At 38.2% G+C, this 14,784-nt stretch carries 13 protein-coding genes; 2 read left to right on the forward strand and 11 right to left on the reverse strand.

Translation table 11 applies throughout. The annotated features are described in order from the left end of the window. Positions 1 to 125: 125 nt before the first annotated feature. From QUF91_RS17110 to QUF91_RS17130, 5 genes are all read right to left on the reverse strand, one after another. Complete coding sequence (locus tag QUF91_RS17110) at positions 126 to 1,472, reverse strand: dihydrolipoamide acetyltransferase family protein (protein WP_289418701.1); 1,347 nt, start codon at positions 1,470 to 1,472, stop codon at positions 126 to 128. A 350-nt stretch (positions 1,473 to 1,822) separates the two neighbouring features. After that, a complete protein-coding gene (locus QUF91_RS17115) occupies positions 1,823 to 2,806 on the reverse strand; it encodes an alpha-ketoacid dehydrogenase subunit beta (RefSeq protein WP_285397119.1) in 984 nt (327 codons plus the stop codon). Continuing rightward, positions 2,806 to 3,822 (reverse strand): thiamine pyrophosphate-dependent dehydrogenase E1 component subunit alpha, encoded by a 1,017-nt coding sequence (locus tag QUF91_RS17120; RefSeq protein WP_285397120.1) that lies wholly within the window; start codon positions 3,820 to 3,822, stop codon positions 2,806 to 2,808. Before QUF91_RS17120 ends, QUF91_RS17115 begins: the two co-directional genes overlap by 1 nt. 197 nt (positions 3,823 to 4,019) lie before the next feature. After that, positions 4,020 to 5,447 (reverse strand): dihydrolipoyl dehydrogenase, encoded by a 1,428-nt coding sequence (gene lpdA, locus QUF91_RS17125; protein ID WP_285397121.1) that lies wholly within the window; start codon positions 5,445 to 5,447, stop codon positions 4,020 to 4,022. A 169-nt stretch (positions 5,448 to 5,616) separates the two neighbouring features. Further along, positions 5,617 to 6,711 (reverse strand): Leu/Phe/Val dehydrogenase, encoded by a 1,095-nt coding sequence (locus QUF91_RS17130; RefSeq protein WP_285397122.1) that lies wholly within the window; start codon positions 6,709 to 6,711, stop codon positions 5,617 to 5,619. A gap of 423 nt (positions 6,712 to 7,134) precedes the next feature. On the opposite strand from QUF91_RS17130, the gene QUF91_RS17135 reads away from it, so the two are divergent. Further along, positions 7,135 to 7,371, forward strand: coding sequence for a DUF2627 domain-containing protein (locus QUF91_RS17135; RefSeq protein ID WP_285397123.1), 237 nt, complete (start codon positions 7,135 to 7,137; stop codon positions 7,369 to 7,371). A 340-nt stretch (positions 7,372 to 7,711) separates the two neighbouring features. On the opposite strand, the gene QUF91_RS17140 is transcribed toward QUF91_RS17135, so the two are convergent. The 5 genes from QUF91_RS17140 to QUF91_RS17160 form a co-directional block, all read right to left on the reverse strand. Then, a complete protein-coding gene (locus QUF91_RS17140) occupies positions 7,712 to 8,437 on the reverse strand; it encodes a glycerophosphodiester phosphodiesterase (protein WP_289418704.1) in 726 nt (241 codons plus the stop codon). Next, positions 8,430 to 10,001, reverse strand: a complete 1,572-nt coding sequence (locus tag QUF91_RS17145; RefSeq protein WP_289418707.1) for a flagellar assembly protein A — start codon at positions 9,999 to 10,001, stop codon at positions 8,430 to 8,432. The genes QUF91_RS17140 and QUF91_RS17145 overlap by 8 nt, the downstream gene beginning before the upstream one ends. 1,171 nt (positions 10,002 to 11,172) lie before the next feature. Continuing rightward, positions 11,173 to 11,550 carry a PH domain-containing protein gene (locus QUF91_RS17150; RefSeq protein WP_285399516.1) on the reverse strand — a complete coding sequence of 126 codons (378 nt, stop codon included), beginning with the start codon at positions 11,548 to 11,550 and terminating at the stop codon, positions 11,173 to 11,175. 481 nt (positions 11,551 to 12,031) lie between these two features. Next, positions 12,032 to 12,886 (reverse strand): SH3 domain-containing protein, encoded by an 855-nt coding sequence (locus QUF91_RS17155; RefSeq protein WP_289418709.1) that lies wholly within the window; start codon positions 12,884 to 12,886, stop codon positions 12,032 to 12,034. A gap of 39 nt (positions 12,887 to 12,925) precedes the next feature. Further along, a complete protein-coding gene (locus QUF91_RS17160) occupies positions 12,926 to 13,546 on the reverse strand; it encodes a transglycosylase SLT domain-containing protein (protein ID WP_289418711.1) in 621 nt (206 codons plus the stop codon). Positions 13,547 to 14,017: 471 nt separating this feature from the next. Between QUF91_RS17160 and QUF91_RS17165 the strand changes: the two genes are divergently transcribed. After that, a complete protein-coding gene (locus QUF91_RS17165) occupies positions 14,018 to 14,215 on the forward strand; it encodes a hypothetical protein (RefSeq protein WP_285399518.1) in 198 nt (65 codons plus the stop codon). A gap of 223 nt (positions 14,216 to 14,438) precedes the next feature. Here QUF91_RS17165 and QUF91_RS17170 read toward each other — a convergent pair whose 3' ends face one another. Beyond that, positions 14,439 to 14,651 carry a hypothetical protein gene (locus tag QUF91_RS17170; RefSeq protein WP_285399519.1) on the reverse strand — a complete coding sequence of 71 codons (213 nt, stop codon included), beginning with the start codon at positions 14,649 to 14,651 and terminating at the stop codon, positions 14,439 to 14,441. Positions 14,652 to 14,784: the final 133 nt, after the last annotated feature.

Below are 14,784 nucleotides of genomic sequence, written 5' to 3' on the forward strand. Positions count from 1 at the left end.
GACATGCGGACGCTTAATCAGCTTCCCCCCTTAGTAGTTTCTACTTGTTATTCTACATGACAAATTGCAACTGGAAAAGCAAAAAAAATTCGGAAACCGTTATACAACAGGTTTCCGACAAGTCATCAGTAGACTGACGTTGAAGATTTATTTGTATTTTCGAGTATTTCTTTCACCCTATTTAGGAATTTACCACAAACAAGTCCATCAAGAACACGATGATCTAAAGATAAACATAAATTCACAATATCTCGTGCAGCGAACATTCCACCAGGTAAAACAACCGGTTTTTTTACAATACTTTCCACTTGAAGAATTGCTGCTTGTGGATAATTAATGATGCCCATCGACTGAACAGAGCCGAATGCACCCGTATTATTTACCGTAAATGTACCACCTTTTATATCATCCATCGTCAGTTTCCCAGCACGAACTTTCATTGCAAGCTCATGAATTTCTTTAGCAATACCTTTAATCGATTTTTCATCAGCGTGTTTTATAACAGGGACAAATAAGGCATCCTCTGTCGCGACTGCAATGGAAATATTTATGTCATGCTTTTGAATGATTTTGTCCTCTGCCCACATAGAATTCATCATCGGGAATTCCTTAAGAGCTTGCGAGACAGCTTTTACAAAGAAAGCAAAATACGTAATATTAAAGCCTTCTTTTTGCTTAAACTCTGTCTTTATGCTATCACGATATGCTACTAAATCAGTAACATCTACTTCCATCATCATCCATGCATGTGGCACTTCCTGAGCACTTCGTACCATATTATTAGCGATAGCACGACGCACCTTCGTTACTGGAATTTCAACATCACCTGCTTGAATAGATTGTACTGGTGTAGCAGGTTGAGTATCATTGTCCTGTGATGCAGGTGCTACAATAGGTGCTGACTGTTGAACGGCTGTATTGACAGCAGACGGTGTTTCAACCTGAGAAGTTGGCACATTTCCTGTTTCAATCAATTTCATAAGGTCTTTTCTTGTAATGCGTCCCCCTTCACCAGTTCCTGTGACTTGGTCAAGTGCAATATCATGCTCTTGTGCAAGTCGAAGAACCGCTGGAGAATAACGGACTTTATCCTGTCGAACCGTTTTTTGTGATGCTATTATAGCTGTAGTTGGCTGCGGAATCTCCTGTTTCTTTTGTACACCTGCATTTAAAATAGCTGTACTTACCGCTGATTTTTTCGGTGGAGGCGGAGGAGGTAATTCGCTGTCACCTGCTATTTCAACGCAACAAACGACTGCTCCAACGGGTAATGTTTGCCCTTCCTCTGCTAGTAGCTCTGTAATGACTCCTTCAAAAGAAGACGGGATTTCTGCATTTACTTTATCTGTTACAACTTCTGCTAGTGGATCATATTTTTTTACCGTATCACCTGGCTTGACAAGCCATTTTTCAATCGTACCTTCTGTTACACTTTCGCCGAGCTGTGGCATTGTAATATTTTGAATAGCCATCATCTATTCCTCCCATCAAGTATGCCTAGGTGTAATTGTATCTATCGAATTACTATCATATTCATAATAAACTCATTACCAAAAAGGGGTTGGTTTTTCGTTCCGACTGAGCGCTTTACTAGGGACGTCCAATCTTCACTCCAATCAACTTATATACATGACATAACGTTGTAACAAATGTCATCCCTATCTTTTGATGATGAGCCTTAAAATAACTGTGACACTATGAAGCATCAGGCTTTGACGCGTTGATAAACAATCACACATATTTTAACTTTCGCCACAATTACATTAGCTGAAAGAAGTTAATATCTGTTGATCTGTCCGAGGGTTTAACTTTTTTCAACAAATTAGAATGCAGCTAGTTCTCGCATCGCACGTTCTACTTTTTCAGGGTTGATCATAAAATACTTTTCCATCGTCGGTGCATACGGCATTGCCGGAACATCTGGTCCTGCTAGGCGTTGGATTGGTGCATCGAGTTCAAATAAGCAATGCTCTGCAATGATTGCTGCTACCTCACTCATGATGCTTCCCTCTTTATTATCCTCAGTAACTAGTAAAACTTTTCCTGTTTTACTCGCCGCCTCAATGATTGCCTCTTTATCGAGTGGATATACCGTGCGTAGGTCAAGAATATGAGCGGAAATACCGTCTGCTGCAAGGCGCTCAGCTGCTTGTAATGCAAAATGGACAGCTAATCCATACGTAATGACAGTAACGTCTTCCCCTTCACGCTTAACATCTGCCTTCCCAATCGGTAATGTGTAGTCGTCCGTTGGCACTTCACCTTTTATGAGTCGATAAGCACGTTTATGTTCGAAAAATAGTACTGGATCCTCATCACGGATTGCTGCTTTTAACAAGCCTTTTGCATCATATGGCGTGGACGGAATAACAATTTTCAATCCAGGTGTTCCTGCAAAAAGTGCCTCTACAGATTGCGAATGATAAAGTGCTCCGTGTATACCTCCGCCAAAAGGTGCACGTATAACCATTGGGCAAGACCAGTCATTATTCGAACGATAGCGGATTTTTGCAGCCTCAGAAACGATTTGGTTAACAGCAGGCATGATGAAATCAGCGAATTGCATCTCGGCAATTGGACGCATACCATACATCGCAGCACCAATACCAACACCTGCAATGGCACTCTCTGCAAGAGGCGTATCAAGTACCCGATGTTCACCAAATTGTTCATAAAGACCTGTTGTTGCTTTGAAAACCCCGCCTTTGCGACCAACGTCCTCTCCTAAAATGAAAACACGCTCATCACGTTCCATCTCTTCCTTCATCGCTAATGTAATCGCATCAATATAAGACATCACTGCCATTACACGTCACCTCCGTCCACTGGTGCATATACGTATTTCAAAGCATGCTCTGGCATTGCATACGGAGCAGCTTCTGCATAATCTGTTGCTTCATTCACCTCTGCCATGACACGCTCTTCAATTTCAGCACGTAGGTTTTCTGTCATCACGCCAGCATCCATTAGATACTTTTCAAATAACAGCACAGGATCCTTTGCCTTACCTTCCGCTATATCCTCAGCAGTTCGATATTGACGATCATCATCATCCGAAGAATGAGCTGTTAAGCGATAAGTCACTGTTTCTATTAGACTTGGACCTTCACCACTACGTGCACGATCAGCTGCTTCTTTCACAACCTTATAGACCTGTAACGGACATTTTCCATCAACTGTAACACCTGGCATACCATAGCCAATACCGCGATCTGACACTTTCGCACAGCCTAATTGACGTTCAACTGGCACAGAAATTGCGTATTGATTGTTTTCTACCATTATAATGACTGGAAGCTTATGAACTCCTGCAAAATTCGCACCTTCATGAAAATCACCCTGGTTAGATGAACCTTCACCGAGCGTAACAAAAGTAATAAAATCCTCTTTTTGTAGACGCCCTGCAAGAGCTACCCCCACCGCGTGCGGAACTTGTGTAGTAACTGGCGAAGAGCCTGTTAAAATACGATTTTTCTTTTGTCCAAAATGACCTGGCATTTGTCGCCCACCTGAGTTTGGATCCTCTGCTTTGGCAAACGCGGATAACATCAATTCTCTTGGTGTCATTCCAAAATGTAAAACAACACCCATATCACGATAGTAAGGTGCAATATAATCTTTGTTATGATCAAGAGCAAATGCCGCTCCCACTTGTGCTGCCTCCTGTCCCTGACAAGAAATAACAAATGGAATTTTACCAGAACGGTTTAATAACCACATACGTTCATCTAGTCTTCTTGCCATTAACATCGTTTCGAACATTGCAAGGACATCTTCATTTGATAAACCTAAATCTTCATGCTTAATTTGAACATCTTGCATACGAACACTCCTTTCGTATTGTGGAGAAATAGCTAAAGCATTTTATAGCTCTTCAGCAAAATATGTGTATTAGACTGCATATTGCACGCCGGGAGGACGCTTTTTCGTAGGCATAGCTCGAGCCTCCATGCGCTTTCATTCCAACCTACTTTATTAATCACGAACAGATTTTAAGTATTGACCTACTTTATATTTCCTTAAAAATGAATGGCGCGCTTATCGACTGCTAGAGCTGATTCCATAAGCACCTCATTAAGTGACGGATGTGGATGAATGGCCTGACTAATTTCCCACGGGGTTGCATCAAGTAATTTAGCAAGTGATGCTTCTCCAATTAAATCTGTCACATGTGGTCCTACCATATGAATACCCAAAATATCATTCGTCTCTTCATCAGCAACAATTTTTACAAAGCCATCTGTCTCTCCATTAACTAACGCTTTTCCAATCGCCTTGAATGGAACCTTACCGACCTTCAATGTATAACCTTGCTCACGTGCAGCACTTTCAGTTAAGCCAATACTTGCAACCTCAGGGTAAGAATAAACGCATTTTGGAACCTTTAGAACATCAAGTGGCTCTGTTTTACCCATTGCAATATGCTCAATTGCAGATAACCCTTCATGTGAAGCAACATGCGCTAATTGTAAGCCACCGATTACATCGCCAATGGCATACATATGTGATTCCTTTGTTTGATACGAATCTTTGACTTTAATAAACCCATTTTCAACTTCTATTTCTGTATTCTCCAAGCCAATACCTTGTGTATTTGCCTCACGCCCTACACAAAGCAATAATTTATCAGCCTCAAATAATTCTTCCTTATCATTGACATTCGCAGAAATGAAAACGTTATCATTTTCAATTTTGAAGGTACTAGCATCTATGCGGGCATTTGTTACAATACGAACACCTCTTTTTTCCAGCTGCTTTGTCACTTCTTTGACAATATCCGTATCCTCTGCAGGTAAAATAGATGGTCCATATTCTAATACAGTTACATAAACTCCAAAATCACAAAGCATAGAAGCCCATTCAATTCCAATAACTCCTCCACCTACAATTAACAGTGACTTTGGCAGTTCTTCCATTTGTAGTGCATGATCAGAGTTCATCACATATTTACCGTCAACTGTTAGGCCTGCCATTCCTCTTGGCTTAGATCCGGTTGCAATCACAACATTTGTTGGTACAAGCATTTCATTTTCATCGCCGTTAGTCATTTCAACTGAAATAGTGCCAGGCATTGGTGAGAAAATGGACGGTCCTAAAATTCGCCCTATTCCCTGATAAACGTCTATCTTGCCTTTTTTCATCAGTGTATTCACACCTTGGCTCAATTGCTCAACAATAGCTTGTTTCCTAGCCTGCACTTTGTCGAATTGCAATGTAACCCCTTCAATATCTACGCCATATTCAGCGGCTGTTTTATTTGCTGTACGATACACTTCTGCACTTCGAAGTAAGGCCTTACTTGGTATACAGCCTTTATGCAAGCATGTTCCACCTAGACGTTCACGTTCGACTATGGCTGTTTTCAAGCCCAACTGTGCAGCTCGAATCGCTGCAACATAGCCTCCTGTACCTCCACCTAAAATGACAACATCATAATTTTGAGCCATATCGATTCCCCCTTATGAGAAAAATGCTAATGCATCCTATTCGCTTCAATCACTAAGGTAATTTTCAAATGAGCTGTCCTTTAGCTTAAACTCATTTAAAACTATTCATTTACTATTTTAAAGGTAGAAGAAGTCGACAATGCGACTTCTTCCAACTAATATGCGGTTCTTAACGACCGTGTAAAATATTTTTTTCATTTTTTAAGAATTGGCTACGAGATTTTGATACTCGAGCAATACGTTCTTCTGCTAAACGATTAGCCGCTACATATGTCGGGATTCCGTCACGTTTAGAAATAGTGAAGATTTTTTCGATACTATCATAAATGCCTTCAACTCGTTTCATCGCACGCTCATGGTTATATCCATACAATTCATCAGCTACGTTAATTACACCACCTGCATTGATAACATAATCAGGTGCGTAAACTATTCCTAATTCATGTAAATAATCACCATGACGAGAATCTTGTAATTGGTTATTGGCAGAACCAGCGATAACCTTTGCTTTTAGTTGCGGGATCGTTTCATCATTTAAAATCGCTCCTAATGCGCAAGGTGAGAAAATATCAACTTCCTGTGAATAGATTTCCTCTGGTGCCACAGCAGTCGCATCAAAATCATTCACAACTCGATCAATTGCCGCTTGATTAATATCTGTAACAACAAGTTTTGCCCCCTCATTATGTAAGTACTCGCAAAGCTTGTAAGCGACATTTCCTAGTCCTTGTACTGAAATTGTACGTCCCTCTAGTGAATCAGATCCAAATGCTTCTTTTGCCGCTGCTTTCATACCACGGTAAACTCCATAAGCAGTTACTGGAGATGGGTTTCCTGATGATCCAAAAGCCGGGGAAATTCCCGTTACATAATTTGTTTCCTCATGAATTAAATCCATATCTGACACTGTTGTACCAACGTCTTCTGCTGTAATATAGCGACCGTTAAGCCCTTGAATGAACCGCCCTAGTGCACGGAACATTTCTTCATTTTTATCTTTAAATGGGTCACCGATAATGACCGTTTTTCCACCGCCAAGGTTTAAACCAGCTGCAGCATTTTTATAGGTCATCCCTCGTGCTAAACGCAATGCATCCTCAATCGCATTTTCTTCTGATGCATATGTCCACATACGTGCCCCACCTAGTGCTGGTCCAAGTGTTGTGTCATGGATAGCGATAATCGCTTTTAACCCTGATGCCTCGTCTTGGCAAAATACCAATTGTTCATAATCATACTTTTCCATATACTTGAAGATTTCCATGAAAACTCGCCCCTTTGCTTTGGAAAGTGCATCCCCAAATGCCCATCCCAATTAAGTAATAATTAGTGTATCAATTATGCCTCGGCATAATTGCGTCCGGAATCGGCTTTGTGCTTGCACAAAGAATTCCTTTCCGATTCCGTGACATCCGCCGGAGGCTTTAAATTCTTTTAGCAGGTGTTTGGACACCTGCTGAAAGAATTTAAAATTGTTTAACAATGGATAATATTGCTCCATTTAATTTTACAATACTGACAATTTCACAATTTCGCAACTATTATTACACATTCTTGTTTAAGAAAGAATTTTCTAAACATTCAGTTATGGAAAGTGGTTTATTTTTTACTTATTGCGAGGTTCAAGCTTCCTTGACATTCCAATATCCACAGGTACAATTAAACTTAGGTATAAGGAGGGACATGCATGGCTCGTTTTGCTGCATTTATTGTAATGCTTATTCCAGGTCTTATGGCTGCAGGTGGCATTAAATTCATGCGTGATACATTATTTGGTAAGCTCATCTCACCTTTCCCATTTTTATGGCTCCAATTCGTCGTTGGCGTTATTTTCTTTGTTATTGGCTTTGGCTTTTTCGCAGGATTTTTACTTCATCGCGATCGAAAAAATGGAAAAGTGGCACCGCGCTTCCAAAAAAAATAAAAATAGCTATCCAAATAAGTCTCAACAGACTTACTGGATAGCTATTTTTATTTTCATTCAGCTCATGTTTCTGTAGCGAAAGCCAGCGGCAGCTACAGTTTTTTGTCTGTGCGAAAGCGCAGTGCTAACGTAGCGTCAGCAACAATTGTTTTCTGTGCGAAAGCGAAGTGTTAACGTAGCGTCAGCAACAATTGTTTTCTGTGCGAAAGCGAAGTGTTAACGTAGCGTCAGCAACAATTGTTTTCTGTGCGAAAGCGAAGTGTTAACGTAGCGTCAGCAACATTTGTTTTCTGTAGCGAAAGCGCAGTGGCAGCTACAATAACGCCAAGTCAAAAATTGATTAACGTTGCTGTTTCGCTATTACTTTATCAGGATAATCAGTAATCCAACCTATTACAGAAGGATGTGGATTCGATAAAAATGTTTCATTACCATCAATCGCATAAAAACGACATGCTTTACCACTCGCTACACATGCCTCTAAATATCTTGGTTTATAATATCTCTTATGCATATGCACGCTGTCAATAGCTTTATAATCACTGAGCAAATCCCATTTTACCTTCTTTGTTGCGATAAGTGCTGTTTCGTATTCCGGTTTATATTGCTTCACAATCTCCATTAGCTCGTAGTGAAACGATGAAAAATGACTACCAACAGGTAAAGTAAGATCCTTAAGTATTTGAATAAGTGCGTTTTTATTATCAAGAACTGTCGATTTCAATTCGATATTAAGCGGTAGCTGTTGTGAATTTGCCCATGCTAAAACTACATCAAACGTTGGAATTTTATACGTTGAAAATAATCGTCTCCACGGCTTCCCAAGTTTAAAGCTTAGTAGCTCTTCTAACGTACATTCATTCACTAGTTTATTGATGCCAACCAATCTTGATAGCTGTGGATCATGATATACAACTGGAATTCCTTCTTTTGAAAATTGGATATCTAATTCAATCCCATCTGCCCCTAACTCTAATGCCTTTTCAAAAGCTCTGAAGCTATTTTCAAGTGCATACGCTGAAGCCCCACGATGTGCAAATACAGGAATGAAAGACTCACTAGACATTCAACTCACCAAATTCGATAAGGAATTTACCATTTGTCATTTTACTTAATAAGGATGATTTTTTGCCAATTTGAATATTGGTACCAGGATGAGCTTCCTTTGTCACAATAATTTCTTCTTTTCCAGCATGACGCATTTCATCCATCATTAGTTTAATTTCACGATCAATTGTCGCTGCCTCAGCTTTCAATTTGTTTAACCCTTGTTTTGTTTCTTCAAATGTAGCTATTTGTTCCTTAGACATTTGGCTAAGGAATGGTAGTAAGCTTTTAATTTTCTCCTCGTGCTCTGAAATTTGTGATTGCAGCTGCTTAAGCTGCGTTGCCTTTTCTTGTATAATGGAATAGTTTTCCTGTTTGTTGACACTTTCGATGATTAAATCAGTTCGACGCTCTAAACGATTTCCTGTGATGGCAGTGACGATTGTATTCTTGGCGACGGCACGACCTCCAATTATTTTCCCTTTTCGTTCGTCCACAAAGATAGAATGTGCAGAGAGCTGTGATCCCAATGCATAAGATCCTATATGAATACTGTCAGCCGCTAGTAAATTCGCCTCATTAACATGCTTGACGAAAATATTGCCGCCTGCCTCTACAAGAGTTGATCCTAGGCCAAAAATTCCTCCTCGAATGTAGACATCCCCTTCAATGGATTTAATTAGTTTGGCACCGCTTACACCTTCAGCACCTTCGATGGAAATATCACCAGTAGCAATGACTGTATAGCCAGATGTAACTGTTCCTTTAATGCTTAGAGAGCCATCAAATTCGAGATTCCCTGTTTCAACGCCAACATCTCCATTAATTGGTAAATGTCTATTAACACCAATCAGGCCCTTGACATCATCTAATACACCAGCTATTTTTGAACGGATGACAACTATTCCTTCCTCTTCCACTTCATAAGCTGATTTTTTATCGTATCGTATAGGAAAATCACGACCTGGTACAGCAGCCATAATTTCGCCTAGTACATTTTTTCCTGGTTTACCTAATGTCGCAGGGATTTTCTCGCCTAGCCACGAACCCTCAGAAATTTCAGAAATAAAGTTCATGTCGTAATAATCCGCTTTCCCATCTTCGCGAATTACTGGCTTTCTCTCCGGTTTAGGTAAATATGTAATTTGTGCATCTGTTCCTGTTACAGGCGGTGTTCCTTGTGCAATTAAAAATGCTTTTCCTGGTTCAACTTCGGAAATATTGAAATCTAAAATCCCTTGAACAATTCCTTCGTTTTCGAGTGTTTCCAAAATTTGTTGCGTTAATTTTTCTTTATTCTTTTGAATATAATCATGTGTTTCATATATAAATATAGAGGCAGACATTTTATCTCGTGCAATTTCTGCTTCAACATTTGGAAGCCAACGACCAATTTCAACAGGGCTTGTGCTTTCTGTTGCTAAAACATTCTTTAATATAGAAAAATTAGACAATTTAAGTCGGGGATGACTTCTTAAAATATGATCAAATTCTTTTAATGGAAAACCAGCACTGTAAGTAAGCATAAATACCTTGCCATTTTCTTCTGATATTTCGAAGTTATCATTTCGAACTAGTATCAAGCTATTTCCTCCTTCCCTCTAACTGTAAGTATATACAATCTATTTACATTTGTTTAGAGACAATTGTCACTACTGACAAAGAAAATACAACTACTTTATCAGTAAAACATCCACCTACACATTCCATTTTTCACATATACATTGGTCAATATTAACTATAACAAAGGAATGTTTTTACATGATATTCAAATTTTTTCCTAAACAACTATTTGAATCAACTGTGAATAATAGGGAGATTTACTAAATCTTTAATTAATTTATACGATATGTAATATTTCTATCATAATTTTTATAAGCCTGTATAAGCCTTCAATACTACAAATACGCCTGTATAGACAGTTTACGAACTGCTTATACAGGCGTATTGAATAAAACCACTAGCGTATATCGCCGGTAAATAAAGTCTCTATGCGAATATGACCACCTAGTTGTTCGACATTTAGGAGTTGATCTCGCGTCATATAGTAAATGTTCATGCTTCCATTAATTCCTAGTCGAACTTCAAATAAATTGTCTTCTATCTGCGTTATCTCTAACGAATTGTTTTCGTCAAGTTGAAAGTTTACGCTTTTCATATGTGATCACCCGTTTAAATTATAACGGATTATCAGGCGTGTTGATTAACCATTTTTATACATTCAAAGAGGCTGATTTCCGCTACGGGCTACTCGCTTTGCCGCTGACGCTTCGCTTTCGCGCAGAGCAAGGCTTCCTGCGGGCGAGCGTCGAGCCGCTTCCTCCGCTCTGCTCCGTGCAGGGTCTCGTCTGTCTCGCTTTCCCGCGGGAGTCGAGTAGCCCTACGCTACAATCAGTTAAAATGGAAATATATTGGCAAAGCGGTAACAAAAAAATCCTTTTACCACTCAATAATAAACCTATTTTTTTCCTAATCAACACGCTTGACGGATTATTAATTCCTATGTATTAAAAATTGGAGAGCCTGATAAGTACCAATATTTAGCCAAATAAAGGGGGTTTCTCCATGCTACTGATTATTAGTCTTCACCAACCGGGCTTTTACGGGCAGTTCATCTCCCTCTTTACTTTCGCTGTAGGTAGAAGTCTTGTTCCTGACACCTCGCTTTCCGTAACAGATATATTACTGTCCATTAATGCGAGACAAAAACGATCAACAGCTTATATGTAAACAGTTGACCGCTATTATTTATAACTAGCCTAATACATATTCTGCTAATACACTTTGAACTTTATAGATGTTAGTCGATTTATTAAAGTTTTTCTGTATTGGTAACTGACTACTTGAAACCCAAATTTTTAATTCAGCATCTAAATCAAATGTTCCCGCAGTTTCAACTGAAAAATGAAGAATATTCTTATATGGAATTGAATGATATTCCGTTTTCTTGCCAGTTACTCCTTGTTTATCGATTAAGATAAGTCTTTTATCCGTAAAAACAAAGATATCCCTTATAATTTTATATGCATTCTTAATAGTTTCATTGGGTATTAATAAATCTTTAACTTCTTCCTGTAATTTTTCAAAATTTACTTCGCTTGCATTACCAATTAATCCATCAAATAACCCCATTCCATCCCCCCAATTTTTCATCCTTTATTATATATATACGACTATTTTTTTCTACAAATTCAACAATTAAATAAAAAAAATACGCCCCCTCAAACAGTCGGCATAAAACTGTCTAAAAAGGCGTTACATAATAGTAGTAGTATAAGTGCAATAATTATTAAGTTTAACGATCATTCTAAGTTAATCTGACTTTCATAAATTCATTTAAATCAACGTTTAGCTCGCCTTCATGGATGGCTAACGGGGGCTTTCCTTCAATAAGAAAAGGACTTGTGTTTATGATTGAATCTCATATATGCAAGTCCTTTTGTTATGCTTTCTCAATCACTCCAGTAGCTTAACACAAGACTTTGTAGCTCCCAAGCAATCTGTGTCAATGAATTTAGTTATGAAAGGTTCGAGGAGTGTCAAGAAAGGATTTATTAAACATAAAAAAGAAAAGATGACTTTTATAGTCACCTTTTCAGTTGTAAGTAGCAATTTAGTTATTGAATATTTGTTCGTAACGGTGGAAGAATGCCACTGTGTGCGCTCTTGCTAGAGAATCATTTGGTTTAAACTCTTCATTTGTTTTAGTAGTTGTTAAACCATTATCACGAAGGAATTTAATAGCTTCTGACTGAGATACAGTCTTACCATAATGCATTGAAGCTAAGATACGAGCGAAGTTACCCCGTGTGATATCCTTACCTGCAATGGCTTGTTTGGATGCTGTGTTTGCACCTAGAACTGGTAGAGAGTATTTTGTAGCCAGTTGGTAGTTTACGTCTCCATACCATGAAGTATTAGCTATCGTTGAAGCTAGTTCATCAGGTTTGAAGTATCTAAATAATATAGACAGCATTTGGTTTTCTGTTAAGTTTGTGTATGGTTTCAGCAAGTTTTCGTATTTACCTGTTGCAGGGTTTTTCACGTTTGGGTATCCACTGATGATACCGATGTTGACTGCCCACTTAAAATCCTCAGCCCAGTATTGGTTTGCATTGTAATCAGCAAACTTTGATACATCAACGTTTCCCGTTGTTGGCGGTGTTACTGGAGGTGTTGGCGTTGGTGTTGAAGCTGAGTAGTTTAAATAACTTGATGCTACATACCCCTCTGTCCCGTCACTTCTTTTCACAGGATACCAAACAAAATGGTTTTTCTTCGTTGATACTGCTTCATATTCAAAAGGACCCGTAATGGTAACAATTTCGCCTTTACGTAAAGTACCCATAGAAGGACTATCCTTAGTAGGTCTTGTCCTAACTGTTACATTAGTTGTTGCACTAACTTTTTGAGTTGTTTTAAAAAAATATTTTGATTTTGTTAATGGTAAATCAAAATCATAGTTCATCGCTGAAAATTTAATATTTTCCCTGCTGTTAGAGTCATATTAAAAATGTTCGTGTGTAAAAGGCAGCTCTGTTAAGTCTATTAATTCCAAATTCTCAATAATTCTGAGAATTCTTTCTTGATAGGCTTTTGCATTTCTTTCACCAGTTGCTTGGACAAATGGACTATTTACTGGCTTAGTACCGTTATAAGCCATGATAGCGAAGTACCAATGTTCCAATATATCTCTTTCCCCACCGTTGATGCTAGGCAAATCCTTCCGCTTAAACATATCATCTAGAGTCTTTACACCAGCTTGAATATTATAGACAATATCGCTTTTTAGTCTATCTTGATTGTAGCCAGCTTGATTTGTAAGTTGCATAATGCCAATTCCATTATCAGCTGTCACAATCGCTTCCCCATTAATATCGAAATGACGCCAATTTCCACTTTCACCTTCCGCTATTGCCTTCACAATTTCAGGAGGAACATTATAACTCAGTGCTGTTTCGGTTAACAAACAGTTCATTGTGGAATTGTCAGGATTGACCTTCGATGCCGCATCATATTTACATGTATTTGCAATATCATTAGCTAATACATTTTTATCTATATTTATAGTTAGAGAGAGGGCACCTACGACAATAACACTAATCAATGGTTTAAATATCTTTTTCATATCTGATTATTACACTTCCTTTCATATTTTCCAAAGTTAAAAGATTCAGATATATGTTATCATAAACCCAATATTTGAGATAGGGGTAATAGTAAATTTTTCCTCCATTTAACATTTTTGAGCGATAAATGATAGCTCCAACATATATTGTTTAATTTTAATTCGGTGAAAAGTTTGTAAATAGTGATTGTTGGATTTTTACTTTTTTGTGAAATAGGTAAGCTTCCTAAAGTCCATTGAAACAAGCCCAAGCAAAATCTATCAACTCTTACAAGCTCGTTAAATGGCTCTGTAAGCTTGCTATTGTTGTTGTAATCTAACTCAAACTTAAAATGGTTTAGACCTAATCGTCTCGCTATGAGTGACGCTCAAACGATTAAGTTGCACAAATCCTACTAATATCAAAAATCCATTAATGCTATCACTTGCTTCTTCATTTACAATTACATGTAAAGAAGGTGGAAATAGAGAATGGATTTTTTTATAGATAATTCAGTTATAAATAACATGGCAATTCAATTAGCTCTTATTCTAATAATCATGCTTGTAGCAGGTGTTGCTATAGGGACGGTTTTGAAAATTATTAAAGCCCCACAGTGGGTTTTCAAACCTTTTATTACATTAGCTATCCTAATTGGAATGTACTTTGCGTTCAATGTCATAACTTAACTTCACAAACCATCAAACGAATGGTCAGCATGGCTTTCATGATGTTCCATTAAGGCGGTCAAATCTTTTATGGCATTGTGAAAGCCTCATGTGCTGAACTTGCGTATGTGTGGCTTGGCTCTATCTGCTGTCATCCAAGTTCTGAACAGTACTCTTAGGCGAATCGAGAAATGAACATATGAATAGTTAGTCACTCGATTACGCTGTGCGCTGTTCAATCTCCTTAGAAGTAAGCAATTCTACAAACTTCTTCAGGAATATGTTTATACAAACAATTGTCCTCAGCTACGAAAATATCATACGAATGGTAATCATGTTCAAACGAACCGCCAAAGTCTGCAATTTCAACTATTCCAACCAGTTCATTGCCATTGAATGTGAATAGGACTTTTTCACCCAAATTAAATTTCATTGGGAGTAAATTCTTTTTCGACATATTAATCACTCCTCCTTATTAAAAACTTCAACAACCTGAGCGAATTTCATTACTTTCACACCGTTAGCTTAAAGTCCTTTTTGTTTCTTCGAATGTTAAATGTGGTACACTTTAACAAACAACTGATTGTTCA

This window comes from Lysinibacillus sp. G4S2 (assembly GCF_030348505.1).
GTDB lineage: Bacteria > Bacillota > Bacilli > Bacillales_A > Planococcaceae > Lysinibacillus.